Annotated in this window: 14 protein-coding genes and 3 pseudogenes; 13 read left to right on the top strand and 4 right to left on the bottom strand. The window is 57.3% G+C overall.

All coding sequences use genetic code 11. The features are described 5' to 3' along the window. Positions 1-84 precede the first annotated feature (84 nt). Complete coding sequence (locus tag GGD63_RS30755; RefSeq protein WP_183247608.1) at positions 85-2,106, top strand: hypothetical protein; 2,022 nt, start codon at positions 85-87, stop codon at positions 2,104-2,106. Between the two features lie 289 nt (positions 2,107-2,395). On the opposite strand, the gene GGD63_RS30750 is transcribed toward GGD63_RS30755, so the two are convergent. Then, on the bottom strand, positions 2,396-2,788 hold the full coding sequence (locus tag GGD63_RS30750) for a hypothetical protein (protein WP_183247606.1): 393 nt from the start codon (positions 2,786-2,788) through the stop codon (positions 2,396-2,398). A 975-nt stretch (positions 2,789-3,763) separates the two neighbouring features. Here GGD63_RS30750 and GGD63_RS30745 point away from each other — a divergent pair. The 10 genes and pseudogenes from GGD63_RS30745 to GGD63_RS40335 all read left to right on the top strand — a co-directional run. Next, positions 3,764-4,960 (top strand): hypothetical protein, encoded by a 1,197-nt coding sequence (locus GGD63_RS30745; RefSeq protein ID WP_183247604.1) that lies wholly within the window; start codon positions 3,764-3,766, stop codon positions 4,958-4,960. After that, positions 4,936-5,754, top strand: a complete 819-nt coding sequence (locus GGD63_RS30740) for a hypothetical protein (protein ID WP_183247603.1) — start codon at positions 4,936-4,938, stop codon at positions 5,752-5,754. Before GGD63_RS30745 ends, GGD63_RS30740 begins: the two co-directional genes overlap by 25 nt. A 468-nt stretch (positions 5,755-6,222) precedes the next feature. After that, the gene (locus GGD63_RS30735; protein ID WP_183247600.1) at positions 6,223-7,263 is read left to right on the top strand and encodes a HEPN domain-containing protein; all 1,041 of its coding nucleotides are present in this window, start codon (positions 6,223-6,225) and stop codon (positions 7,261-7,263) included. A 366-nt stretch (positions 7,264-7,629) separates the two neighbouring features. Beyond that, a pseudogene (locus GGD63_RS40340) lies at positions 7,630-7,872 on the top strand (DUF2285 domain-containing protein). Positions 7,873-8,294: 422 nt separating this feature from the next. Beyond that, a complete protein-coding gene (locus tag GGD63_RS30730) occupies positions 8,295-8,897 on the top strand; it encodes a hypothetical protein (protein WP_210316035.1) in 603 nt (200 codons plus the stop codon). A 64-nt stretch (positions 8,898-8,961) separates the two neighbouring features. Continuing rightward, entirely contained in the window at positions 8,962-11,025 is a 2,064-nt protein-coding gene (locus GGD63_RS30725; protein WP_183247598.1) for a multicopper oxidase family protein, read from the top strand. A 148-nt stretch (positions 11,026-11,173) separates the two neighbouring features. Further along, entirely contained in the window at positions 11,174-11,446 is a 273-nt protein-coding gene (locus tag GGD63_RS30720) for a hypothetical protein (protein WP_210316034.1), read from the top strand. A gap of 32 nt (positions 11,447-11,478) precedes the next feature. Further along, positions 11,479-12,804, top strand: coding sequence for a hypothetical protein (locus GGD63_RS30715; RefSeq protein WP_183247596.1), 1,326 nt, complete (start codon positions 11,479-11,481; stop codon positions 12,802-12,804). A 46-nt stretch (positions 12,805-12,850) separates the two neighbouring features. Further along, complete coding sequence (locus GGD63_RS30710) at positions 12,851-13,765, top strand: hypothetical protein (RefSeq protein ID WP_183247595.1); 915 nt, start codon at positions 12,851-12,853, stop codon at positions 13,763-13,765. Between the two features lie 1,462 nt (positions 13,766-15,227). Next, positions 15,228-15,423, top strand: a pseudogene (locus GGD63_RS40335) (DUF736 domain-containing protein); the annotation flags it as partial. 177 nt (positions 15,424-15,600) lie between these two features. On the opposite strand, the gene GGD63_RS30700 reads toward GGD63_RS40335, so the two are convergent. From GGD63_RS30700 to GGD63_RS30690, 3 genes are all read right to left on the bottom strand, one after another. Continuing rightward, entirely contained in the window at positions 15,601-17,856 is a 2,256-nt protein-coding gene (locus tag GGD63_RS30700; RefSeq protein ID WP_246785718.1) for a di-heme-cytochrome C peroxidase, read from the bottom strand. A gap of 66 nt (positions 17,857-17,922) precedes the next feature. After that, positions 17,923-19,224, bottom strand: coding sequence for a hypothetical protein (locus tag GGD63_RS30695; RefSeq protein WP_246785717.1), 1,302 nt, complete (start codon positions 19,222-19,224; stop codon positions 17,923-17,925). Positions 19,225-19,397: 173 nt separating this feature from the next. After that, positions 19,398-22,619: a hypothetical protein gene (locus GGD63_RS30690; protein WP_246785716.1), complete on the bottom strand. Its 3,222-nt coding sequence runs from the start codon at positions 22,617-22,619 to the stop codon at positions 19,398-19,400. Positions 22,620-24,138: 1,519 nt separating this feature from the next. Here GGD63_RS30690 and GGD63_RS30685 point away from each other — a divergent pair. Further along, on the top strand, positions 24,139-25,524 hold the full coding sequence (locus tag GGD63_RS30685; RefSeq protein WP_183247593.1) for a P-loop ATPase, Sll1717 family: 1,386 nt from the start codon (positions 24,139-24,141) through the stop codon (positions 25,522-25,524). Positions 25,525-25,789: 265 nt separating this feature from the next. After that, positions 25,790-26,478 (top strand): annotated as a pseudogene (locus tag GGD63_RS40330) (IS3 family transposase); the annotation flags it as partial. Positions 26,479-26,934: the final 456 nt, after the last annotated feature.

The raw sequence follows: 26,934 nt of genomic DNA, 5'->3' as shown, positions 1-26,934 counted from the left end.
ATCCTATTTGGCCATACCAATTCCACCGGTGCATGTCCTCTTGCGTCAATCAGAAATTGTCGTAATTTATCGAGCCAATTCGTCGTGCGGACCAAGGCCCGCGCGAAGCGTCGGCTGATGATAAAATCTGCGAAAACCGAGCAAGACCCGCTGCCGCTGAACAATCCATTTCTTGGGCTGCTCGCGATACGCGTTGTGCGAAATGGCGAGGAGCGAGCGGTGAACGGCTCATCCTCCAGGAGTATTGCGATGGTCGAGGGATTGCGGAGGTGGGAAGATAGCCCGGCCAAAGTATTGGCCATCGTCCTGCATGGCTGGGGCGGTAGCCCCAAAAGCATGGAAGATGTAATCGCGGCGACGCAATCCGCCTTCGCGACGGTGGGCGTCGACGTCTACGCGCCGCAATTGCCATACGCCTACCGCTTGAGGTCCGTTCGTGCGGAAAAAATAATCACCAATCTCCTGAAGGAAATTGACCTCGTCATTGCTGAGCGTGAAGCGTTCGGCGGCACGTTCGAGCGTATCGTCATTGTCGGCTTCAGTCTCGGCGGAGTGTTCGCGCGGCGGCTATTCCTGACAGCCGCGGGCAACCCGGCGGGTTTTCAGGCCGAGGCGACGTTGGAGGGGGCGCACTCGCGGCCGTGGGCGTCGCGGGTCGAGCGTCTGGTCACCATCAGTGCGTTCAACCGCGGTTGGCAGGTCACAGGACGCAGCGACTGGTACTCGTCGTTCATCCTCAACCTATTCGGATTGATCGGTCACCTATCACCTGGCGATTGGCGCCCGACCCTTTTCGACGCGCGCCTTGGCGCGCCGTTCATCGTGCAGACCCGCCTGCACTGGATGGCCTACCGCCGATTGCATGCGGGCGTCAGGAGCAAGGTGATTGCCGAGAGCCAGCTGCCCGTGCATGGCATCAAGGATCCGATCGTGGTTCAGTTGGTCGGCAGGCAGGACAGTTTCACCTCGCCGCTGGATCTGGTTGATGTCGCGGTCGATGGCTATGACCCATCGGCACCGCAGCACGGCCGGCGCTACTTCTATGTCGAAATGCTCAACACCGATCACGACCACGCAACCGTCTTTACCGGTACGGCCGACGGCAACGCGCGACGAACGCTATTCATCAACGCCCTGACACAGTCCTCACCAGGTCTCGAAAAAATCGCAAGCGACCCGTCATTGCTGGCCGATGACATTCCGCAGATCGATTCAAGCGTAACGGACGTGGTGTTCATCATGCACGGCATCCGGGACGACGGCTTCTGGACGCATCACATCGCCAAGGTCATTCGCGAACACGCGGCGAGCAGTGCGCCCAGTATTCGGGCGCGCACGCCGAGTTACGGTTATTTCGCGATGCTGCCGTTCATATTGCCCTGGATTAGACGGCAGAAGGTTGAATGGCTAATGGACCAGTATGTTGGTAGCAGGGCACAATTCCCTAACGCCGAGTTCAACTATGTCGGCCATTCCAACGGAACCTATCTTGCCGCGCGCGGGTTGAAGGACTATGCGGACGCACGTTTCAAGCACGTGTTCTTCGCCGGCAGCGTGGTCAGACGGGACTATGACTGGCTCAGCCTAGTGAGGAACGGACGCGTCGGCAAAATCCACAACGTACCAGCTGCCGCCGATTGGGTTGTCGCGCTGTTACCTAAGAGCGTCGAACGCTGGAAGAAGATCGATCTCGGTGGCGCCGGTTTCGACGGCTTCGATCAGGCGGGAAAGGACCCCAACATCACGCAGTCAATCGGCTTTGCCAACGGTAAGCACAGTGCAGCGATTACGGAAACCCAGTGGCCGCATATTGCTGCGTTCATTACCAACGGCACGGTGCCACCCGCATTACCGCCAACCGATTTCGTCAAGTCACGGGCCGCCTGGCTGGTGCCGCTCGCGAACTCCCATCTCGGATTGCCCCTACTTGTTCTCGTCTTCGGGATTGTGATCCCGGTGCTGCTGGCTATGCCGCTATTCCGGTACGCGACGCAAGTGGGGCCGGCATGGCCACTGGATAATCTGAACGGCTGGCAAGCGGTTGCGATGAGCTTCGTCTTCATAGGCTATTTTCTGCTTCTGAAGTTCATCGTCACTCGGGTCTGATCCGTCGTCTGTCCAGGGACAATGGCGCCATTTGCCAGACTGAGCGGTTCATTTCGCTGTTCGTCCGCACCTTAGCTTTTAGAATCAGAGGGAGCTTCATCAGTTCACTTGCGGTGCGAAACGGACTTCGCCAACTGTAAGTCCGATTATGGACCAAAAGGCGAAATGCAGCGCGAGAGAGTTCGCTTCAAAGGCGAGGTCTTACTGCATCGCGGCTGTCATGGGAAGAACGCCTCGGCTCATCCACCTCGAGGTTCGGATCGTTATCTCGCTCGCATCGCACGATGGTTCAAGTCGGTGCCGGCGCTGTTATCGCTGCCGCGATTAGTCCTGCAAGCGCAGCGACTAGCCCGAACCAATAAAGATAGTGGTGCAAAAACCTTCGGCGTAGATTGCTCGCGTCGGCATCCCAATCGACGGATTCCCCGGTTTCCCACGAACGGTTCAGATGCCTTCCCATGAACCAGCTTGCGCAGACACCGGAAACAAAGCACAGTCCAACCAGCACCGCGAATCCGCTCAGAAAATAGGGCGATGCGATCACCTTCTGCCCAAGCGCTTTCGCAATTACAGCAAATACCGGTGGTGTCGCCAGGTAAAGTCCGAGATGAAATTTGATGTAGTCACAGAGAAGCTTGAAGTGATCGAGAGCACTGCCGATTGGCGGATTCTGAGTTGCCATTACTGCCACCGTCTAATTGAACTGGCGCTCACTGAAACAGTTGCTCGATCCAATAGTACCCGTAGTACGTGCTCTCCGCAACTCGGGCGATGAGCCGCGTCGTTTGACGCTCGGCTCCTTAGCTCGCGATTGATAGCCCGGACGGTCGTTACCTCGCATGGGTCTGGCACTTCGCGAAGCTGACTTCGCTGTTAGTAACGTCCGATTATCGGAAGCTGCGCCCTGCCATATCCGCCGCTAGTGCAAAGCGACAACAGCCAGGGCACATGGCTAAGGACCAAAACGTGTCGGGACCGGAAGCGAGGCCCGGCAACTGAGGCGAACCCAGCCGGACCTCGCCGCCGCTGATCCCGGAGGGGATCGAGGTGAAGCATCACATAGAAAGCGTGCCGTTTTCCGTTTTAGTTACGGATCGTTTCGCCGGAAAGCCCCGCTTGAGGACGGCTAGGCATCGGCGGTGTCCGCCTCAACACGGGCACCACGCATCCGAAGCCCCAGGCGCGCCAGCCTCGGCTGGGGCTTGAGCGCACACGGCGGCGGAGCAAGGCGGCCAGACGCACTTAATCGCGCACGTGCTGCTCACTTTCGGCTGTGTGCGCTTCGACACTACTGTCACCAGGGAAGCATGCTCCGAGAGGCCGAAAACGACGGGCGAGCCGCCTCGAACCGAATCTAAGAACTCAAATGGCCCGCTCATCGGCAAAACAGAATCGTTTTCCAAATCGGATCGCTTCTCTGAAAAGAATGTGCTAGCCGCGATACACTTGGTGTTGCCCCGATTGCATCGCGTGACGCGATTTTGAGTCCCTTAGGGGATAACGTAACTATCTGACTCTAAATAATAGAAATCAAATTTGCAAAGGAGTGTGTAAGAATGCGTGAAACTTTCACGCCTCCGGCGGGCTCGTGTGAAACTGTCGCGGCCTCGGCGGGCTGAAGATTGCTTTCGCAGCGGGCGGACACCAAACTCCTCTCATGACCGAACCCGTTTCCAAAACCGCTAGTTACACCTTTACAAACTGGCGAAGAGCCAAAGACGACGTTCCTGCTCAGGAAATCGTCGAGGCCACGCTGTTCACGGATACATGGGTGACGGGCGAGATTCCTGACCTTGGCCCGTACTCGTTTATCAACACGATCGCCCACGCTTCTGACCAACCGGGCCGTGTCCTTCGGCCTGCCGTGGTGATGCGTATGTCTCATCATTACCAGCCGTCCGCCGATCCTGCGTATCGGACGCCGATGGAGAACGATTTCGAGCACTACCACGGTGGCGATTACCTAGACGAAATGGCTGCGCTGGCGTCGCTCTTTCTCGGCAGGCGATTGAAAGCCGGAGGCGTAAATCGCGAGTTTCGGGGAGAAGACCGGTTTGGCCGCCCCAGCCAATTTAGCGGCAAACCCGATCCGCACCTCATGCTTGAAGGACGGACACAAATTCCGAGGCTGGCACTTCCTGTAAACCTGAATGCGGGTTTGCCGGCACTTAGCACCTTCCCGGATCGCACCGTTGAACAAACAAACGCGCTTATCAAGGCGGCTCGGCAATATCAGCAAGCCGTCTGGATCGCGGACTCCGATCCGTCGCTTGCCTGGCTTATGCTGGTTTCTGCGATTGAAACGGCGGTGCAAGAATGGTCGGGCAAGGCAACGCCGGTTGAGCAGCTTGAACTTGCCTTTCCGGAGCTTGTTAAGCTGATTCAGGAAAGCAGTAGCCCCGAGCTGCTTGAGCCGATGGCGGATATTCTGAAGCAGCTAACGCGATCGACGAAGCGATTTGTGGATTTCATGCAAAGCTTTCCTCCGCCGCCTCCAGGCACGCGACCCGAGGAGTGGATGCAGTTTTCTTACGATCCTTCGAACATGAAGAAAGTGTTCAGCTTGATATACGGCCATCGCTCGATGAGCCTGCATCGCGGAACAGTCTTTCCCCTCCCCATGTGCGAGGCACCGCGCTTCGGTCGGCAAGGGGATGAATCGGTCACGGTCCATGAGAGGCCATTCGGGCTAGCCACGACATCGCGCAATGCGAGTTGGAAGATCGAAAAGACGCCAATGCTCTTGAATACCTTCGAGCACCTCGTGAGGGGGGCTTTGCTAAATTGGTGGGCATCTCTGGATCAGGTCGGCGACCTTGATCCTCTCGGTTGCGAGCCATCGCAACCGAACTAGGCCCGCGCCAATGGGCCGGGGATAGGCTGTCACAGGCCGCCGCTTGCGGCGCTCGCCTTGGCCTTGACAGCCGGGGGCCGCAGGCCCGTACTTGGTTTCTCTTCGCGAAGAACTCAAAAGCCGAAGGTATTGTGAACAAGCAAACAGCGCAGCCCACGAATTATTGTCATCCCCGCTGTTATGCAAACGCGGATGCGAACTGCTCGACGAAAATATCGAAAGAACACTTCATCTCGGCGTCGCTGCTGCGCAGGCTCGAACTGAATAACACGGCAAAGATTGCGGGCTTGGCCTGGCAAGAGCCGGAGACATTCAACCTCGTGCCCGTGAAGGGTCTTGCTTCGAACGTCCTATGCGAGCGGCACAATAGCGCGCTAAGCGGTCTCGATAGCCTCATTGATAACTTTGCTACGGCCATTCGCTCGTTCGACCGCGCCCCCAAAAGCAGGCACGTCAAGTTCAGCGGCACCGATATTGAGCGCTGGATGCTGAAATGTCTCCTTGGGCTAAGCGTTTCCAAGAACATTTCATCGCAGCTAAAACCCGAATGCGTTGATCTTCTGTTTCAAAAGGCCTGCTGGCCCGACAGATGGGGTTTGCATGTTTCAACGAACGCATCGACCCCGATCTATCACACGGATAGTCTTCTGATTCAGACGCGAATTGATGAAGCTCGCTCACTGATATTGGCCGCTGACTTTCTGATTCAGGGGATGCCATTCACGCTTATCATGGGCGAGCCTGATAACCCGGTATCGTTCGGGGTAATGGAGGCCTGGCCAAATCATTTTTAGAGCCCCATCGGCAACTCAGCTCGTCAATCTCTCCTGGCAAGAGAAGGGTTCAAGTAAACCGGTCATACTGACGCGGACAGGAACCTATGACGGGCATCCGCCGAATTGGAAGGATTGGGAAAAGAACGGCTAGGTTGTTTGGGGCCGTTGTCCGTGATGCTGTTCAGGGAAAGAAGGCACCCGATGAGGGGCACAGTGATAGCGACGCCGGAACGGCGGGACCCGAAAGCGAGTGCAGTTGCGAGACCGGGTTAAGAAGGTATCCGGGCAACGGGCAGGGATAGCGGTGCCGGAACGGCAGCCCTTCGCAGGTGCCTCCGGCGAGCGACCCCTAATATATATGCGCGAGGATCGAAGCCGGAAGGCCGAGACCTTCAGCGCTCGGTTTACGCGAGCCGTGCCGCAGGTCGCGCCCTAATCTGATGGCCTTCTTTTTGGTAAAATCCTATTTTCGAATCAGAGACGGTCATGGCCGAACAAATCGCAGAACCCGTCAAGCAAGCTGACAAGCTGGCGGAATATATCGGCAACGTGATGCCGTATATCGATACCCGGTTGGCGCACAGCGATTCACCGCTAGCGCAGCGGTTGCTCGTGGCGGCAACCATGTTCGTCGATGAATTCACCACTGCAATTCGAGTTGGTGATAAAGTGCAGGAGATACCGAGCCACACGGACTATGTTGTGACACCCTGGTTCGCCATCATCTATCACCACGTCGAGAACTGGTATCGGGAACACTATGGCGACGCGCTCCGTGACAACCCGAGCGGCAGTGCGCATGGTTATGTTCTGGTCCGCTGGCTTCCTGTCGAAATGATTGTTCCACTAACTCGCAGCCGCGTCGAAACGCCCGGAGAGTCGGCTTGGCTATCTTTTCCTAAAGAAGTGGAAAGTGATGAGAATCCGCTCGAGTGGCTCGTGAAATCTCCCAACATCGCTGCCCTCGACAAAGACGATCGAGAGTCACTGTCTCAGGACGCGGCGGAGATTGCTGCGGCCCTGCGGTCGATCCGGGTGAACAGCATGGGTATCGAGCCATCGGATGAGACGGTCCATGGCTTGATGGATGGTATCGCAGGAGAATTTGAAGCCGCTGCGCAGAAGGCCATTCGCAATGAAGCCGCAGGAAGGCCCGCTGCCCTTTGGAGCATACACTTGGCGATCGAGCGCGCGTTGAAAGCGTTCGCGCAACACAAGACCGGTAAATTCCGGGAAACGCATAATCTCTTTAGGTTGTTTGATGACGTTGCGGCCCATGGAATCGCAGCCGATCGAAATTCGCTTAAGAGATTTCGTCGGGAGTCCGAGGTCATCGACAATCGCTACGGGTTGGGTGATGCGCCGACCGTGCACGAGGTTTTCGCGGCCTACAAAACAGGCCTGACGTTCGTGAGCAGCGTCGTACAGTCGTTCAAGCGGAAGATCAGTATTGGAGGCGCGAGCTTCTTGTTGCGTAAGCCTCCTTGGACTTCATTGCCGCCGACCAAAGAGGAAACGCCGAGCTAATCGGTCGCGCCGAAATCTACGGTCGAGGCGATCCGACCATAGGTATCGACCAGCTTGCCACCAATAGGCGTCGTTCTTGCCGCGAAGCTTATCTTCGAGTGCCGGAATTGCTGTGTGGTCACCGCGTTCAAGTCGTGCAAAGAGTGCCCGATCGGAGAGAAGCTCGGTGGGGCCAATCAACTTTAGGATATGGTTCAATTGGTCCGCGTCGTTGGCCCAGCTTGCTTCAATGGCCTCAGCAAGAATGGGGTCAGCAATACTCACAGAGATGCGTAGTGCTGCAAGCCATGCTGCCTCAGACAGGCTCTCTCTGCGTAATAGGTCTGCGATAGCAGCCGTTAGCTTTTTGCCGAATCGAAGCTTTACATGTTCCATGAGACGGTCGCGCCACGGACGTCCTACGACTGGGCGCGTTTGGTCACCTATTAGCGCCTACTGGACGCGGACGCCGACTGGCGAGAGGTCACCGAGATCATACCGCACATCGATCCGAATATCGAGCCGGCTCGCGCCAGGCATACCTATGAGAGTCATCTCGCCCGCGCGCGATGGATGACAGAGGTCGGCCGGCGCTACATCCTGCGCGGTGACATACCTAGCCTGAATTAATGACGGCCAAGTGTCGGGCGGGAAGTGTCTTGCGATATCGAGCGGGAAACTGTCCTAGCCGAGCCGATCGCCGTGTAGTCGACCACGATCCGGACAGAGCTTCACAGATGGAAGTCTAACCTGGCACGGTCCGAATATCCGCATCTGTAACAATCCTTGCGATGAAGTTCGGCGCGGATATGAGAAGTTCAACCGGATTCGTGCGGCGGCTGCATTATAGGATACGCGTCGCAAGCAAACCGAGCGATCAGAAGCGGCGCCGGCACGAGGCCGAGGAAGAGTTAATCATCGCCAGAACAGATTTCAAACCAGCGGCGCACAGGTAGCGACGACTATCACAAATAGGTATGGACAAAATATACACTCTCCGGTACCTTACGACCATTGCGGCGTGAATTCATTGTGTGACGCGGAAAGCGGCCATGCGCAAAGTCCCGTTACTGTTTTTTGCTTACCTGCTGCTTTCGTCGAGCGTTGCGTCCGCGCAAACCAAATCTCAACTGATGCTTGCGCCCATGGCGGCTACTCCATCCTCAAGTTGGGATACATCACTGCCGGGAAAGTGGACGTATCGCAGCTATCTCAATCGCGCTGATGTAGCGGTCAACGATGATCCGGAGCCGGCGGTCAGAAATCTGGCCGCTATTTTTGGGCAGGGATCGACAGCCAATAGCGCCGCGAAGGCACTGAGTCTGATCTTCGGCGAGGGGATCATGGCGTTCGATCAGCCGTCCGGCAAAAACGTCACCGGAACCTTCGATATGGGCGGCGGCTATGTGCTCGATTTGAAGGGCACGATGCAGACGTCAAGCTCTGGTGACATCACCGTCGAGCTGTTCGGCACCGGCCGCGCTGGCACGCCGACCGCAAACTGGGAATACGATTATCGAGCTACGACGACCCCGAAATGGCCGAACGGGGTGAATCAGATTCCAACGCTGGTTGGTACTGTCATTAGGGCCAGGCCGCATGATGGCGGGGCTGCAGGTGTCGTTGCGTCATTTATTGCGATCAAGCGCGAATAGTCGGCTTGGCAGGGCTGCTGTAGAACATTGATTGCCCGGCTATCCGATTGCGGAGGAGACGTAAGTGTGCGCCAAGCCAGTGTTCATCAACCTTATGAGCGTACGTTCTTGCCTTGCCCTTGGCCTACTCTCCATCTGTGGCGTCGCGTCAGCATTGGCGCAGCAGCAAGATATGACCTCGCGATTGTTCCGAAACCCCGCGGAGCTTCAGCCAGTCACGCCACAGAAGGCGCCCGGACAATCCTTGCTGGTCCTTAGGGCACCCTCGGCTTTAGCGCCACAGCAGGACGTGACCTATGACCTTAACGTCAATTACACCGACACGAAGATAGCCAATCCTTACTTTGGCGGCGAGGATTTGGTGCACCTGCGGTCATACAACGGGTCGCTGATCGCTCCGAGTATTTCGCTATACCCATCGCAGAGCGTGCGGATCCGGCTGCACAATCAGCTGCCGGTGGAGGATACGACGGATTGTCCGAGCCCGGAGGGACGCGTTCACTCAGTGCCCAATTGCCTGAGCACGACCAATCTACACTTCCATGGGCTGCATGTCTCGCCTACCGGAAACAGCGATAATGTGCTGCTCGAACACCCACCAGGCCAGAACTTCGAATACGAGGTCAACGTTCCGGTCGATCATCCTGCAGGAACCTTCTGGTATCATTCGCACCGGCACGGCTCCACGGCCGCCCAAGTATCAAGCGGCATGGTTGGAGCCCTGATTGTGAAGGGCAAGCGAACCCTCGATGATCGTCCGCAAAACGGTGGTATCGCGGATATCGACACGATCCTCAAGAACAGCGGCGGCGGCGATCTCAAAGAGAATGTCCTCCTGTTGCAGCAGATTGCTTACGCCTGCTTCGACGACCCTAACTCGGACACCATCACGACCAAGCTTGCAAGCGGCGGCAAGTCTGTCTGGTATTGTCCCCCCGGAAAGTCAGGAGAAGTGAAGTATTACTCGACCCAGTTCGGCCCCGGGTCCTGGCGCAGCTCGGGGCATTACACGATGATTACTGGCAAGATGCAGCCCCAATTCGGCGAGTGGAAGCCCGGCGAGGGCGAGGCTATTCGTGCTGGCGAGATCCAGCGCTGGCGGATCATTCACGCTGGCGTGCGCGACACTGTTGCTCTGCAGATCATCAAGGCCACCGACGTCGATCCGGCGCTGGCCGCCGTTCCGGTTGGCGCACTTGAACAGTCGAACTGGGTGGACCAGCACTGCAAATCAGGTGAGGTAGTCCAGACGTGGGAGTTCGCCCTTGATGGTCTGACCCGCAAGCGCGCCACTGCTAAGATGATCAATATCCTGCAGCCGGCGTACCGTAGCGACGTGCTGATTGCATTTCCGAGCGAAGGCGTCTTCTGCGTCCTGGATCAATCCGTTCAGCAGTCTAGCGTAGTCAATCCGGGACCAGGCCAGAAAGACACTCGGCTGCTTGCGCTGGTCAGGGTGACCGGCGGAACGCCAGTGCAGGGCGATCTTAAGACCTACATAGTCAACAGCCTGATTGCAGCCGACCCCACTATGCCGGGCACGATTGCGCAGCAGCTGCGCGACGACGATCTGACGGCCTTCGCGCCGAACACGGATCTCTCCCAGCAGCCGATCGCCCGCACGCGCGACGTCAGCTTCAACATTTCTTTTCCGGTGGGCGCGCCGCTGCGCTTTGAAGTCAACGGAGCGCTGTATGACCCGTCAAGAGTAGATTTCAAGCCGGTTCTGGGAACGACGGAAGACTGGAACGTGACCTCGACGCTCGCTGCCCACATTTTTCATATCCACGTCAATCCGTTTCAGATCATGGATATCAAGGATGCGAAGGGCGCCTCGATTTTTACCGCTGACGGCCGTTGTACGGAGCTGGACTTAAAGGACAAACAGGGTAATCCCGCCCCAGACCCCCAGTACTGCGATCTCAAGAACGTATTTCGCGACACAATATTCGTCAAACAGAACTATCATATCCTGCTTCGCACGACCTATGCGCGTTATATTGGGGAGTATGTTCTACACTGTCATATTCTCGATCATGAGGATCAGGGCATGATGCTTAACGTCGAAGTCGTGCCGAACGCCGCATCGAGCGTCGCCGTCACACGAGCGGCCACGCATGCGCATTGATAGGACCGCAAGAGCGAACATCGTTCACCGGCAGAAGTGCGTATTGTTCAAACGAGCTCGAGACATACATTTCCACAGGTTGTGGGGGTAACTCCGAGGGACACATCTTCTATCTGGTATTTACCGGGACGGCAGTGGAGCAGGGTCAATGTCGGATGCAGAAACTGGGAAGCCGCAAGTCGGATTTGCTGCGGATATAGAGCCACTGTTTACACAAACGGACATCGATCACATGAGGTGGTTCTGCGATCTTTCAAAGTACGACGACGTGAAGACGAATGCAGCTGGGATTCTTCGCAGATTGAAGGCGCAGGGCGGACCGGTGATGCCGCCGCCGCCCGCGAAGGGCGGGGACGGTCCCTGGTCTGCGGAGAAGATTGCGCTATTTCAATCGTGGATTGACGGCGGATACCAACCCTGAGCAGCGCGCCTAGTTCTTTTTTGGGGGGTTTCATGCATACATCGAAATCCATTCTCTACTTCCTCGCAGGTTGGTTTTTCTCCGGTTCGATGGCGGCGTTCGCGCAGCAGCCACCAGCCGGATACTTCGATATTCCGCCTGGCTTCGATTTTCCCGCAAGCAAGCAGACCCTGGAGCAATATCGGACGTCGGCAAATCTTTCCGCTCAGCGTCTTCACGTCTGGAACGTCTTTGCGGGCATGACGCAGACGACGCCCGATGGGAAATACTCAATCTTCGAGACCTGGTTCTCTGAGGAGGAGGTTTTCCAGGTCGGGCCGGAGCCGCAGGCATTGGGACCTCGCCGTGTGGTGCGGCGCTTCCGGCAGCCGGCCCAATTGTCCGCTATGCCCGGTGAACTCGTGCCGCAAGCTGCGGGGACTGCTCTTTTGTCAGAGGTGCTCTATAACTACGCCGGCTACAAGCACGTGCGCACCAATCGGCTCTATCTCACAGTCGAACTTGACGCGCTGCGGGCAAACGGTGCGACGGATCCGGTCGTCCCGGGCAACCGCATGATTCCGGCGTTCCCTGCAGAAACGGTCTCACTGAAGACAGTGTGGTGGCCTATTGCGAAGGACCAAGTCACGGCATTGCCCGTGTGGGATCCTGAGAGCAATCCGTCCCGTCCGACCGGCAATCCATTCACGAGTTGGGCGCGCGTCGTCGCGGTCGACCCAAATCAGACCAACGTTCCTTCGAACGCGACCAAGACGGTGTTCTTTCTCGGCAAGCAGTTTTCTGATGCACATCTGGTTGGAATCGATGCGTTTCATGCGGTCAAGCTCGATGCACAGACGGCCCAGAACGCGATGCAGAATGGTCGCCTCGCCCAAGCTGCGCAAATAGCGCTGGGGCGGCCGCTGCAGGAGGGTGACTACGTGGTCCTAGTGGCTACCCATCTGACCACCAAGGAAATCGACGACTGGGTTTGGGCGACCTTCTGGTGGCACGATCGGCCCGACGATGGGCGTTTCGCTGCCGATCGGCCTGCCAAGGTCGGCGGGGTCTGGCGCAATTTTCTGATGAGCGCGAGCTATGACCTGGATCTACCGCTCGAATCGGATGGAAAGCCGCATGTCGCCTTCAATCCGTGGCTGGAGGCCGGATTTCCGGACGGTGGGTCGGGCAACGGCACGGTCAGCAACTGTATGAATTGCCACAACCGGTCCGCTTGGCGGCCCGATTGGCAGGGCCAGGCGGGACGTGTCTTCCTTCCGATCTTCCGCGGCAAGCCTGATCTACAGAGCGATCCCGCCTACTCCACTGGAAGATTGCGAACGGATTTTCTTTGGTCAGTGCCGTTCAGCTCGCAGTAATCGTGCGGAAATGGCGCGTTCCCCATCTTCCAACGCTGTAACCGCATTGAGTAAAGCCAAAAGGCTGGCTCGGTCGCTGGAAGGGGTGTGCGGTGTCGACTACGGGTTCGCCTTCAAGGACGGCAAACGCACCGACAAGCTGTCGGTCCGATTTCATATGAATCGGAAGCAGCGTCTGTCGCGGCTGCCCATCGACCAGAGACTGCCGAACACCATCGACGGCATCGACGTCGATGTGCTGGAAATCGGCTATAGCCCTCACGCCGCAAGTCCGCGCGCGCCCCAGCGACTCGTGCAGCCGGGGCTCAGCGTGGGCAATCTCAAGCAGCGGACCACAGGTACACTAGGAGCTATCGTTCGCGATCTCGCGACTCAAGAGCGCTATCTGTTGAGCAATTGGCACGTCCTCTGCGGCGGTCCTGAAGCTTCAGTCGGGGACATTATCAGCCAGCCTGGGCCAATGGATCTGGGCAGCAAATCCCCAAACGAAGTTGCAAGGTTGGAGAGGTGGCTCCGCTTATCGGAGCAGTTTGATGCAGCTCTCGGACGAGTTTCCGAAGGCATCGATTTGAGCGAGCAGTTGTTCGGTACGGCGCTCGTTTCGACCGCCACGGTCGCCCCCGCTCTGGGGATGTCCGTCGTTAAAAGCGGCGCGGTGTCTGGCGTCTCGCGGGCGCTAGTTGATGGTGTATCGGGTACCTATAGGATCGACTACACCGGCTTCGGAGATGGACCGGAATGGATGCAGGGATTCAGGTTAGTGCCGGACAACGCCGCGCCAGCCGCTGCGCTCAGCTTAGAGGGCGACTCCGGTTCGCTGTGGGTCGAACGCACTACAGGGAGGGCTGTGGGCTTGCACTTTGCGGGCGAGGACGATGTCAGTCCTTTGAACGACTATGCGCTTGCGCATGCCATCGACGAGGTCTTCATGCGGCTCAACGTTGGACTGATTGCGGCATGAATTGCGTCGCCCCATCCGATGGCGCGAGGGGACCAACGTCAGGCCTTGAGTTCATTACCGGAGATCGCGTTCCGCTTACGGACCGATCTATTAGAAACCAAGGTCTGGGAGCGCATGCGGCGATGGCGATAGGACCTTATCCGATCTGCGGCTACGGCTCGCGGGCGCTACGCGCTTACTACAAGCTGGATACGGCGATGCAGGCAGTCTGCCGCTAACTTCTAGTCAATATTCCGTGTGGGAGAGTCTTTTACCCATTTGATTATTCCCGATACGTGTCGCTGTATGGCTCGCAGTTCATGTCGATGTTTCGTTCATCATCAGGCCTAAGCGGTTTGTTTGACTGAAGGTCCTCCATCAACCGGGATAGCCGACGAACACCCCAGACGGTAACAACTACCGCGCTCGTTTGCCATAATACCAGGTCTCCGGTTAGATCGCGGCGCGGTGCAAGCTGTCTCCTATTGCGGCTATTGAAGGATGAGAGAGCGTCACGAATAGGACGCGCGGTATTCTCCATGGTGCGAAAAATCGACGCTAGTCGAGTAAAGACTTCTTCGTTCACCAAAAGGGGTCGAGCGCATTAGTGCCCATACTTCCGAGCGTGAAGCAGGTGGAGATCGGTCGATTTGGGCGGATATCTCCGACGCCGGTCGTATTGATGCACCGAGCATGGGCCAGGACTTGCCATGAAGCGAGTACCACTTGAGATTGAAAGGTCTATCCGCCGCGCGGCCCCCTGCAGCAGTACAGGCTCGTCCAAAGTGCGGCATTCAGCCGTTTCCGATGTGGGCAGTCCAGAAATCAAAACTCATAACCGTCTACGGGGATGACTGGTCCAGGCGCCTTTGCAACCGGTGCTACGGCAGGCTCCTGTCGATTTACGAGGTTACCCACCGAGAAATGGGCGGCGATGGCATGAAGGACGCCGATTTGCGGCATGCGCAGGCCGGGATGACCACCGTCGGGATCCTCGACGGCAAAGACAAAACGGTTTCTCCAGGACTCCAGCACCTTCTCGGGGCTGTCGACCCAGTTAGCCAGGTCCCCAAGCCGGTCCCAGAGAATTCAAGCGACTCCGCCGATTCCTTGTAGTCGTCAGGATCGGCGCAGGTCAGAACGGGCAGGGGACTTTCGACACGGTGGACCTTTGGAAACCTGATCAGGAATGCGTCGAATGGAGGAGCTAGCCGCGTTGTCATCTGATCATGCCCGGGAAGCTGGGCGTCGAAAAACTGGGCCTGCACCATGGCGCCCGGAAAGGCCTTCTGCGTGACTGCGTTCTTTCCGAAAACCTGACGGCGCTCAGGGAGCGCCGGTAGCCGGACCGGTCGTATCCACTTGCTAAACAAAAGATGCCAGTCAGTCGACTGGTCCCCCCGGTTGTTCCAGATTCCCCGAATTCGTCTCTCTCTCTCTCTCTCTCTCTCTCTCTCTCCCTCTCTCCCTCTCGCGCGCGCGCCAAGCCAGGAGCGTCCGCATCGTCTCCGAAGCCGACCGCTCCGGCGAGAATGCACCGAGCCACCGGGTCTCTGTCGGCCGCGTCGAGATCGGGGCCGTGCTGGTCTAAGCGCTCCAACGAGGGCCGCGAAAATCTGAGCCTCAAGCTCGACGATCCAAGCTTCACCGCTCCGATCTTCGCCAATCTCTTCGACGAGGGGCAGCGGCCTCCTCAGAGAGCCTGCCCCTCGGGTCAGCCAGATTGCCCTCGATCCCCTCGGGACCAAGGTGTCGATCGCATCCCGAATGGCACGCGCGTTGACGAGGCGCGCGCGACGTCGGCGGAAGGTCGAAAGTAGCGGCGCCGACACACAGGTCGACGGGCAACGCATCGCTCATAAAGTCTTGAGATACTCAACAAGCGCTCGGCGCTCGGCTTCAGTCAATTCTGGTCCGATGACGCCAGGCGGCAGCTTCGTTAAGTCGGTTTCCTTGCCCTCGAACGAATGTCCGCGATTGCTGTTGCCAAGCAGCGACACATCAAAGTTCGTAAGGCCGGCCGCACAGCTCTGGGTCGCCTTTGCCTTCGTAACAAGCCCGACCTTGATCGGGTCGAACGCACGACTGCCGACGCAAAACGAGGTCGGCCGTTTGGCTTGCGGCACCAACATGTCTCTCAGTGTCGGAACGGACCCATTGTGCAGATAAGGAGCCGTCGCCCAAACACCGTCCAACGGGCGCGCCCGGTACTGAGGCTCGAGGGCGAGAACTATTTCGTCCTTGCCGTTGCGGCTCGCACGCGCCCCGACATAAACTCGCTGGTTTTGGCAGTTCTTCCTCGGCCCCCACATTTGCCGCTTGGTCTCTTCAGAAGTTCCGTCCGCAATGACCCATTGGTCGATCGTTTTGCCCACCATGTCCATGAGCGCGAGTACAAACAGAGGATCTGCGCCTTTATCGGCCAGAAGGCCGCAACCTCCGGCTTTGTTGAGGTCATCTGCAGGATTCAATCCGAGTTGCTCGGGTAGGTGAACGCGTCGCGTCGTGAGGACGTTAGATTGTTGGCGGTCGGTGCCGATCGCCGAGACCGGCATCTGGACGACGTTAAAATAATGACGTCCGCCGATCTCTACCCAATTCTTCTCGTTCTTGGCGGAGCGATCGGGGTTCTCTGCGCGCCAGAACGAGTCTTCCGGCCACTTTTTGTCGAAGGCGGCATCGTTCACCGGACCTCGGTGGCATTCAAAGCAGTGAGCACGATAAAGATCGCGCCCCTGCTCAACGAGCTTTTCATCGATCGCCCAGGCCGCGTCACCGCGGAATTTCTCCTGCGCGTCTTTCCATCGCGGTGCTACGAGCCCGGTGAATTGCCTGCCTCCTGCATCTTCGGACGAAAAGGGATCGGTGCCGCGCAGAAGCTCTTCGAACCGTGCGATGTCGGATAGATGTATGGATGAGGTAAAAAGCGGCCGTCCGGGCGCAGCCGCGGTCATATTGATTTTCGCGTTGACACCCAGCGCTTCGCCTGCATTGCGAACGAGTTCGTTAAGAACAGAAGCGTCATACTGTGCCCAAAGGAAATACGGCGTGTCCCAGATCGGCGGAAAGCTCACGGGCGCATCATGGCGCGCAAAGTTGCCTTTGAGGCTTGGCTCGGAGAGTTCGCCGGTCACGGGATCAAGAAGGTTGCTATAGAAAACCTGGTTCCCGATCCGGTTCAGCGCATCAAGTCGACCGAACCCTTCATCGAGATGCGACACTCCCAGTCCCGTCAAAAGTCTGTCGGTCTCTGCCTTTTGGTTCTTAATCTTCTGAAGTGCTCGCTCAAGATCGCTTCGCAGCTGTTTTCGATCGACGCTCTGCCCTTTGATCTGCTCCAGCTTGCTGGCGAAACGCTCGAAACGCCATGGCAAGATCAGCGTGTAGCCGATCGACAGCCCGACAGCCCTTTCAACTTCGCCCAGATTGACCATCGCCGGCCCGCCGTCGAACCGTATGCTGACATTTTTGTATTCGAGATGACCCGTATGACAGGCCGCGCAGGTTAGCCCGATCTGATCTTCATACGGGGCGCCAGTCGTCGGATCGACATCGCCCTTGAGGATGGCAAAGCCGACCGGCAAAGCATTTGGGTTCTCGGGCGCGCTTGGAGTCCAACCGGGGTTGGCTGTGTTCCCATGCGACGCATTGTCGTGATATCCGTATGCGGGGGCATTACCGGCGAAGTCCTTTGAGCTAGGACTCGGAATGAAGCCGAGGCGGCGCAGGTAGTTCTCGTCTGTCAAGCTCGTGTAGGAGACGGACAGCTCGGGGCGTTCCAGGGCCAAAAACCACTGATAAGGGACAGGGATGGTCGCTGTCCCCTGCGAGGTGTGGTGAAACCAGTAACGCTGGCGGGAGCTCCAATTTTGCGGCAGCCAATAAGCGCTTTCGATTTTTGATGGCTCGGGCAGGGTCGCAGGCAGTAATTGAGCGACCAGATTGGCATCGCTCTTGATCTTAAGGGCTGCGTCGCGAACCTTCTCCGGGGCGAAATATACCAGGCTAGCCGCCACGATCACGACAACGACGCTTGCCAATAACAGGCTGGTGATATGAGGCCAGCGCATCACCCGGAAATAAAGACGAGAGCCAAAAGAAGGTCTCCCCATAGCAAGGACTCCATCCATCTTTTCATGCGGCCGGCCCGGCAGGCTACCGGAAACGGCGACCGTCCGTTACTTGTTCAGCAATTGACTATTGATGAAGGTGACCACGTCGGCCGTCTCTGCAGCTGCGCGTCTGGTTATCGTCGCTGCGGCCGGGCCGCCGTGCAAAAAGGATGGAAACCAACCGAAGTTGCGGACATTCCAATCTTCTTTCGGCCAGACGGCGCGGTTCACGCCAAGCGCGGCGAAGTTTGGAATTTTCCTGGCGAGTGGCTGTGCCGTCTCGGTGTGACAGCTCACGCAATCGGTATTGAAGAAGTGGCTCTTCTTCGGATCGGCAATGGTATTGACGATCTCAACGATGCGGCTATTGGGCACGTTACCATCGATAAACTCGGAGGTCGAAACACCCTTACGATCAGCTTGGGGCAGGGGCGGATTTTGCAACGCCGCGTGTCGACAGGTGACCGGATTTTGATTGTTCGTGCCTGGTTGCGGGACTACGTGCTTCCCGCCGATGGCGCTGAACATCTGTGCCACGTGCATGCCATCAAGCGTCGGGCCGGGGACCGGGATTAGGCCTGCTTGCGGGACCCTTAACATCGACACGAAAATCCAGGGTTCTGGCGGTGAGATGCCCATCACGGCCATGGTGTTGAGGCGCTGCGGCGAGAGATGCTTCTCAATCAATGCCTTGAGTGCATCGCGAAACGCCTTTGCCGATGCCCCTACAAGACCCGGATGCACGTTCAGATCACCGGCAGTTGCGACTTTGACATTGCCAAACTGTCCGGCCGCAAGCTGATCGCGCAAGGTCGCAACGTCACGAACGATCGCCTTGAACGCTTCGTCGTCCGGTTTGAATCGAGGGAACGGCGCACAACCGTCCAGAGCCGGGTCCGGGTCGAGGGTGAAGCTGAAGATCAGGTGGCCGGCAGTGTCATGAACCTTGAAGCCGTCCGGCCCATTGGTCACCGGCTGAATAATGAGCCGGATTTGGGGTTGCCGGCCAAACTGAGCGATGATCTCCGGCGACAATCCCGGCGCGCCCGGATCGATCCGGACGCCAGCCACAAACCAGGCGTCGATCTTTTTCACGGCATCGGGAAACTGAATGTGCCGTGCACCCGAATCCGGCACGCCCGGATGCTCCGGATTTTCGGCGTTGGCGATAAAGTGCGCGAAATCCGCGTCGGAAAACAGCCGCTGCGGCGACCCCGAAGGGCCCGCAAGATCGGACACGGCAATCAGATTGGCGAGGTCGGCCGCTGACTTCGGCGGAGGAAAGAGAATGGACACATCATTGGGCGCAAGAGGCTTCGACGCCGCGTCCGCCGGAGCCCTTCCTACCTCCAAAGCTGCCGCGAACATCACCCCCGCCGCTAACAAGCTTGCAAGCCGTCGCCGAAACAGTGATCTATTGATTTGATCCCTCGCGATCATTGGAAATCCCCCTGTAAGACCAAAAGTTTAAACATCAGCTGTCGAACAATCTCGCCGCTGCGCGCCTTGCCAAGGCAATGCGCGCGACCGGATCAAACCCTTCATTCCTCACCGTAGAATTGGCTTTGCAGGGTCTTGAGTTTCGTCGGATGCAGCGCTTCCTCGATACAGGCGAGGAACATCTCGCTGCGCGCATTGAACCGCGCGTTGTCGGCTGGATGCGCCATATCCGTTTGCAACGCGCGCACGGTTGTCCAGTCGTTCGCACGATCCTTGAGCAATTCGAACAGCGTCCGGCGGTTGTTCGGCGAAGATAACCGGTCGTCCTTATACCGGTGCAATCGGAAGTGAGCGAAAGTAACCTTAGCCGAAATCTTCGCATCCCATAGCGCGTCGGGTAGCGTTAGCAGATCAAGTCCTTGCAGCTGGCGCAGCTGCTGCATTTGATTCTGCGCTTCCTGATACTGCTCACGGCCGACCAATTGATACATTCCTCGCGGGCGAAACAGCCAGCCGTCGTCCGTTCCGGGCTGGTTGCCAAAGTCGTTGTCATCGTAAGCGAGCACGAAATTGGCCAGTTCCTTGGGATGATTAAGCAAAGAATTCACGTCGACCTGGGGCTTGTTTGCGGCCAGGAGCTTTGAGTTATTCTTGTCAATGCGATCGCGCCATTTCTGCGGGAGTTGAGAAACCGCGCTATAAGAAAAGTTCTCGCTGCTGCGAGTAAAATCGGCGCTGTCGTAAGAGACGGATCCCAAAATATAGGCGAGGATACGGGGATCCGTTTCCTCGACGCGATCCCATTCCTGCAACAAGGCTTTGACCTGCTCAGCCTGATAGTAGGCCATATAGCTCTTGCGATATGGCGGAACGGGTGGAGGGGCCGGCGAATGATCTTTGCTCGATTCACTCAGCTGGTGCTCGTAGGCGGCGACTTTTTCCTGATATTCCTCATAGCCGCGCTGTTGCAACCAATTGCTTTCATAACAAGCAAGTAATGGCTGCGGCTTGATCTTTGGAGTTGGTCGATATTCCTGTGCTAGCTCGTCGGCGTAGGCAGTTCGTGCAAGTTTGGCATCCTTCAGCGTTTCAAATGCGGTCGCGACTGATCCATTCAGAAGATGGAACAACTTCACCTGCAGGCAATCTGCATTGCTCTGCCTTTCGCGGGACTGATCGAAGTCGTCCTTCGGCACGCAGTCCCAGAAGCGGCCGCTGCTCAACGAGATGATATCCTCCGTCTTCTGGGACAACGTCCAGCCGAGCGGAAGGCTATAAAACAAGCCTGTTATGTCCGTCCGGCCGAATGTTGGAAAGCGCTGAACACTTGGCGTCACTTCGGCGTCGGGCCGACGGTCGATGCTGGTTGCATGATTGAGGGCGACATAGGTTCGGGACGTTCGCGTGCTCAGAAGCGCGCGTACCGGCTCCATGAGCTCACCGAACATGAATGAACCATGATCGCCGAACTGCCCGTTGACGAGGGACAGCAGGTAGATCCTGAATTTCGGCGCATCGGAGGTGCCCTTGATGGCGTTAAGCTTCTCAATCAGGTCGAGTGCGGTCTCAATCCCGGAATTCTCCACATATCCGCCGTCCACCAGGCGGGCGTGCGGATGAGAGGTTATGCAGTCATTTTTGACTGAGGCGGTCGCCGCCGGCGTCACCCACGGGAAACGTGCGCTCGTGAAAGCGGCTGTGCTGAGCGGAATACGCAGCGAGTGGCTCTTGACCGTTTGGTCCGTCCCAGTGCCCGCACGTTCAAGCGCTGCAAGAACACACAGGTCCGTGTCTTTGGGGTGCAGCGGATCGAAATCAAAGGGAGAGATGACGGCCCGTTTGCCGCTGCCGGCATCCGTCGTGTTGAACAACAGGGCCGGCATGTTGTTGCCGGGCGCCCAATGGGACTGAAAGTCAGCCCTTAACAGATTGGATGGGTTGCCGCTGCCCTTGTTGTTGCCAAGGATTCTGTCACCGGCGTTCTCCAAGGTGTATTCCAAAAAGCGCGCGCGATCAAAGGCCGGGATCGCGAACGGTGAAAACATCTGAGTGAAGTCAGTAAACAGGAAGCCGGCGACCAAAGGCGACAGAAAATCGGTAGCCAGAACGCTTGCAACGCGCTGCTCGACGGGCCCAGGAGCATCAATATCTTGGACCCGTCCAACCCCAGCCAGGAAATCCGCGATTTTGGGGCATGTCTTTTCGTCGACGGCATTCGTATCAAGGGACGCATTTTCGGCGTGGAGCGCAGCGGCGAAGATTGCTGAACCGACGCTGCCCCCGGACACACCGCTTATCGCAAACAGATGTTGGCGAAATGCCGGACAAAGATCCTGCATCCGCGCAAGAAACCGCGCCGCATTATTGGCGGCATAGATCCCTCCGCCTTGAGCCGCCACAATGAAGACGGGATATTCGCCGAGCTTTTTGGCTTCCTCCACCCGCGGCTTTTGTAAAAGCCACTCGCGGAATGCGGCGGCTGCGGACATGCGCGCCTTTTCCGGCTGGCTGTTTGCTTCAGAGACAGTACGCAGTTCGTGGTCGTCGCCTCCCAACAAAGAGGCAAGTAGAAACGAGCCGCCAAAGACAAGCGGAATAAATGGAAACGTAAATCTGATCGTTAAGAGAGCAAAATGGACCGTGAGACCAAGGACGCAAACCGCAAAGAGGGCGATCACGCCAAACGATCCGACAAATTGTGCAAGCCTATCAGGCAGCATAAGGAATGCTGCTGTCAAAAGCACGGTACCACCGATCGAGAGCGCGAGAAACCTGTAACGGATGAAGTAAGCGTTGTTGGCGCGGCTCGCGAGATCAATCGAGCGATCTCTTGATCCTATTCGCCAAGTAAATGCCACGAAACAGACGAGCATGATCAGCATGGCAATTGCGAGGATGAGCAGCATGTTCCGCTCAAACGCAAGCGCCTGGTCCTGAATGCGGAAGATACTTCCGACTTCCTCGACCTCGCCAATCTTTTGCGCCGGCCGCGAGGCGAATTGGCCTGCTATGGCGGCGATGATCGGCAGAGCCCCAAGCAGGACGGGAGCAAGTCTTATATAGAAGGCCATGCGCCCCGAAGCCTTGGGGATTTGCGGCAGGGATGCAGTTGTGAGCTGAAACGCGCTTGCCCAAATCGCCGTCGCAATTACGCCCAAGGCAGCGAACTCCTTGAACGTCACCCAGCCAAGGTCGTCGGCGGCTATCCGGTAGAGCTCCTGAATCTGATCTGGCAGGTAGAGCAATGCTGAGATAGCTACCGACAGGACAACGATCCATCGGAGGTTGCGCAACAAAGTAAACAGCTGCTCGCGCACAGTCATCGCGTGATCTCCTCACACATTTATGGAGGTTGCTGGCAAGCTACTAAAACAGGCTCGCGTACCAGGCCTTCGCGCCAGCTCACATTGAAAACATCCCAAGCATCAGGGCGACTTGAAAAAGATTGAATTACGGTCACGCTCTTAGGTGGCGCGTGCAATATTGTGCACGTCCCTACAGGAGTGTTCCAGGTTTGTCGATGTCTTCTACGCAGCGATCGCAGAGTTTTCCTCCGAATGGCCGCGACTTCCTCATCGTCGCGCAATCGATTGCTGACGTATGACTCCCGTTGAGGCGGATTGCAAAGCCTATCGCAAACGCTCAGTACGAACCGCACCGTTGCCAGTAGGAAGAATGCGCGCTTGCCAGCAGGATCCGAGATGGCCCGCGACTAAGCCGGGATCGAATGGACCTTCGAGAGGCGGCGTCTTGCGGCTCGAAAACGAGGCCTCGCGCTCTTGTTCAGCGTGAATAGGGTCGGAAACGCAAAAAAGCGGCGACGTTGCTGCTCTATGCTGTGGAGTTACGAAGTTTGGGAGCGTGCGGTGTTGCGCGCCCTGCCGACGGCATGGCTGAAGGATCACAGTCATTTCAGGAGCGACGCTCATTAGGATCGAGGGCGGGCTGCCGCGACTTGCCGTCAGCCTCAAGTACTCAAGCTATCCCCGCGGATGTGACGATTGGAGTTTCTACGCGTTGCTGCAATGAGGTGAGGGAGCAACCAACAACAAGATGCCGCTGCCGCCGACAGTCCGGGCTCTAATGACAACCAAAAGCGTGCTTCTGGAGATTCCGAGACAATCTCTCCGCTGCATTGCACCGCGTGTGGTCTATCCGTGGCGCGAATAAGAGGCTGCCGTTCTTGACTTTGAAGTTCTGCTTGTGAAATTATACGCTTAAGCTGTATTTCATAAGCTATCATCTTGGAATTGTTTGGAGAGCCTGGATGGCTACGGCTGTGCCTCGTCAATTTGAGATTGTTCGCATAGCGGCTCGGGGCAATTTCGAGACAAAGATCCAGCTCGCAACTGAATTGGAAAATTACACGAAGCGGATCATACGCGATAATCGCGACTCTGCCTTCCAGCGATACTATAATGATCGGCGAAGTGCGCTGCGCGCCCGTACGATAGTCTCGTACATCAGCGTCGCGCAGAACGTTGGGATTCTCGATGATTCATTGAAGCCAACGGGGAAGGTAACCGCCACTACTCCCCTTTCTGGTTTCTCAAATCATCTGAAAGACCGATTGTTACCCTATGCCAAGAAGCATGGGTTTGCCCTCGATCAAATTCGAGATTTCATTTCTAGCAGATTGAAGGGGGCTAGCCCTGTGGCACCCATAACCCCACGCCTTCTGTACACTGGTCAATCGCCTAATATCTCCGAGTTTACGTTCGTGCAGTGCTTGTACATGCTCGACGAACTCTTCAACGATCGATTTAGGGTCAGATCAGTGCGGACTCTGCTCCACAAGGACGTGTTCTGGGGGGCGATCTGATTTGGCCGGGAAGCGCATCGATGCCTGACGCAAAAGAGAAGGACGGCTCCGCAGCCCGTCAGTACTTTTTCGAACTATGCGGCCGAGCGGACGGTCGCGAAGACCAAGATGTCTTGAGCTATACGATCCCGACCGAGAGCATTTCTGGCTGCTTGACGCCAAAGATGCCCCTTACAGTCTTGCTGGGCATGAAGGGTGTCGGCAAGTCGACAGCTTTCAAAAGGATGACTGCCGAACCACCATCGGGTTTTTTGGTTGTAGGGTTTGCACCCGGCTCCGAGCGTTTCAAGCGTCTCTCGAATGTTCAGCCGGGCCTTTTTAGAGAACGTTTTCTCGCTTTATTTTTGGTTGCGGCGTTAGCGTTGCTTGATGAAAGCGAGCTCTTAGATGCCAAGGACAAAAGTAGTCTGTCCATTCTCCCTGTACCTCTTAAGTCGATTTTGAAGACGTTGGATAGCGCTGTCAAAGAAGGTCGATCTCGCCTCAAGGGGGGATCCGCGTTTGGTTTTGGTCTCTCGTTCGATCTCAGTGAGGATCAGGAGAAGAAGCTTGATCAGTTTGATCGGGCTGCCGCCCGAGCGAAGCTTCAGGCGCTAGCCGGAAAAGGTGTCGCGGTTAGATTCTTTGTAGACGACCCTGAGCAGTCTTTGCCGCCCGGAGAGCAGGGTAGCAACGCCCTCGTAGGGTTGATACTCGCGGCAAACGAAATAAACGTCAATTTTAGGGGTGTCGTAGGTGTGACCGTCTTGCTCAAGACTCACGTCTACCAGAAGGTGTCCGGCAACGAGGAATTGGCGAACATGATCCCTGCGCAACGGGGCGCGCTGTCTTGGAAGGAAGACGAATTGCTCGCGGCCGTGGAGAGCAGATTAGCCTTCGCCGGCCTCATCTACGCAGATGCCTTCGCATTCAAGAAGGGCGATTTGAAGAAGCACGTTATTTCTTTGTTAAGAAACGGGCCGCGCGACTTGTTTGTTTGGATATCGATGGCCGCACAAGCTTCAGGTGGGGAAAAATTGAAGTTGGATAACTTCTCGGCGACCAAGAAATCGATCGGCGAGTTCTCCATGCAGCAGATCGCTACAGCCTACACAAATGAGGTTCCTAACATCCCGAGGCTGCTGCGTTTGGTGTTTCCAAGGAACAAAGAATATAGCTGGGAGGCGTTAATTGCCGAGGTGGCAGAACTGCGCACCAACAGCAAGGAGTTCATCGAACTCAGCGAGAAGAACAGGCTCGACCTATCCTCAGACTATGCCAAGTTTTTCTTGGAGGCGGGAACGCTCCAACTAACGACGAAGGGCAACGTTATCGAGCCCTTCGGGAAGGACTATCACCACAATCAGGAGATTGGTAAGGACACGAAGGTGAGAGTGCATCCCTTGCTAGCCGCAGCCCTGTTCTAGCTTTTGGAAACGCGCGAGCGCTCGCAATGTCGCCGTTAACGGCCAATTAGCCGTTCTTCTGCCCAAGGCCCCTGGGTGGTTCATTCGTTCGCCTTAGGCCGCGGACCAGCGTCAGGGCGATCTGAACGCCAGGCCCGATAGCTATTCTTGAGCGCAAGGCGCGGATCGCATTCATCAATTCTTCTGAGCTACCATCGGTATAGGTGAGCTGCTGCCGGTTTGATGGACACCGAGATTAGGTATTTCATGAAGCCGGAGGTGGGCGATGAAGAGACGGAGGTTCAGTAGAAAATTCAAGATCGAGGCGGTCAAGCTGGTTAGGGAGCGTGGAGTGTCGGTGGCGCAGGCCGGGCGCGACCTGGATGTTCATGAGAACGTTCTGCGCAAATGGGTGAAGGAGTTCGGCTCCGATCAGGTGCAGGCCTTTCCCGGCACGAGCAGATGAAGCCGGAGCAGCAGGAGATCGAGCGGTTGCGCCGTGAGGTCGCCAAGTTGAAGGCCGAGCGGGATATCTTGAAAAAGGCCGCAGCCTTCTTCGCGAAGGAAGCGACATGAAGTTCGTCTTCGGTGGCAAGGCTATGCGATATGCTGGGGTGTCGCGGTGGGGCTTCCATGCCTGGCTGAATCGCTCGCCCAGCGCTAGATCCCGCAGCGACGAAGAGCTCGGCGGCAAGGTGAAGGCCAGCTTCATGGCGAGCGACCGCACCTACTGTGCGCGCCGGGTGTGGCGTGATCTGCTCGCCGATGGGGCGGACTGTGGTCTGCACCAAATCGAACGGCGGATGCGCCTGCAGGGCTTGCGGGCGCGGACGCGGCGCCGGCGCTTGCCGAAGGATAGCGACGATCGACAGCTCGAGACTGTGCCAGCGAACCTCCTTGACCGGCAGTTCGCCGCAGCGGGCGAACCAGAAGTGGATCGCCGACTTTACGTATCTCTGGTCGGCCGAGGGCTGGTGGGACCCGGTTCGAGCGCACTGGTCGCGGCCGACATGCAAGTGAAGCGAACTTGACGCCGTCGCCACGAGCGAGGGCGGAGACCTTCCGCGCGGAGAGGCTCCGGTGATCGGCCCGCGCCTTGTGGCCCCTTCCCCGCAGGGCTTTGTTCTGCTGGCTGGCCCAGGCAAGCGGGAAGTGGAAACGGAGCTCATCGCCCGTCTCCTTATCGGGCTTCGGTTCGCGGACGAGTAGGCAGCCATCCAGCGGCATGCAGCTGAGCTGAAGGTTGAAGCCCTTGACGTCATCATGCGCCCAGCGTCGCCGATCCTGGTCCAGAAGGCTTTGTCGCCTTCGCCCTCGACCACGAAAACTCCGTGGGGGCGCTAGTTCTTTTCGTTACGTTTCATCTATTTATCTCCTATTTGGTTCTCCCGGATGCGCCGATCGCGGCCGGACGGGGAAATCTTCGGGAGA

This window comes from Bradyrhizobium sp. cir1, from assembly GCF_014198245.1.
Taxonomy (GTDB): Bacteria; Pseudomonadota; Alphaproteobacteria; order Rhizobiales; family Xanthobacteraceae; genus Bradyrhizobium.
The sequence above is the reverse complement of the archived record's forward strand: the minus strand, read 5'-3'. Positions and strand labels throughout refer to the sequence as shown.

Excerpts from the sequence above, each read along its gene's own strand:
- GGD63_RS30750 (WP_183247606.1), bottom strand. The coding sequence starts at position 2,788 with ATGGCAACTCAGAATCCGCCAATCGGCAGTGCTCTCGATCACTTCAAG.
- GGD63_RS30745 (WP_183247604.1), top strand. The coding sequence starts at position 3,764 with ATGACCGAACCCGTTTCCAAAACCGCTAGTTACACCTTTACAAACTGG.
- GGD63_RS30735 (WP_183247600.1), top strand. The coding sequence starts at position 6,223 with ATGGCCGAACAAATCGCAGAACCCGTCAAGCAAGCTGACAAGCTGGCG.
- GGD63_RS30730 (WP_210316035.1), top strand. The coding sequence starts at position 8,295 with ATGCGCAAAGTCCCGTTACTGTTTTTTGCTTACCTGCTGCTTTCGTCG.
- GGD63_RS30720 (WP_210316034.1), top strand. The coding sequence starts at position 11,174 with ATGTCGGATGCAGAAACTGGGAAGCCGCAAGTCGGATTTGCTGCGGAT.
- GGD63_RS30715 (WP_183247596.1), top strand. The coding sequence starts at position 11,479 with ATGCATACATCGAAATCCATTCTCTACTTCCTCGCAGGTTGGTTTTTC.
- GGD63_RS30700 (WP_246785718.1), bottom strand. The coding sequence starts at position 17,856 with ATGGGGAGACCTTCTTTTGGCTCTCGTCTTTATTTCCGGGTGATGCGC.
- GGD63_RS30695 (WP_246785717.1), bottom strand. The coding sequence starts at position 19,224 with ATGTTCGCGGCAGCTTTGGAGGTAGGAAGGGCTCCGGCGGACGCGGCG.
- GGD63_RS30690 (WP_246785716.1), bottom strand. The coding sequence starts at position 22,619 with ATGACTGTGCGCGAGCAGCTGTTTACTTTGTTGCGCAACCTCCGATGG.
- GGD63_RS30685 (WP_183247593.1), top strand. The coding sequence starts at position 24,139 with ATGCCTGACGCAAAAGAGAAGGACGGCTCCGCAGCCCGTCAGTACTTT.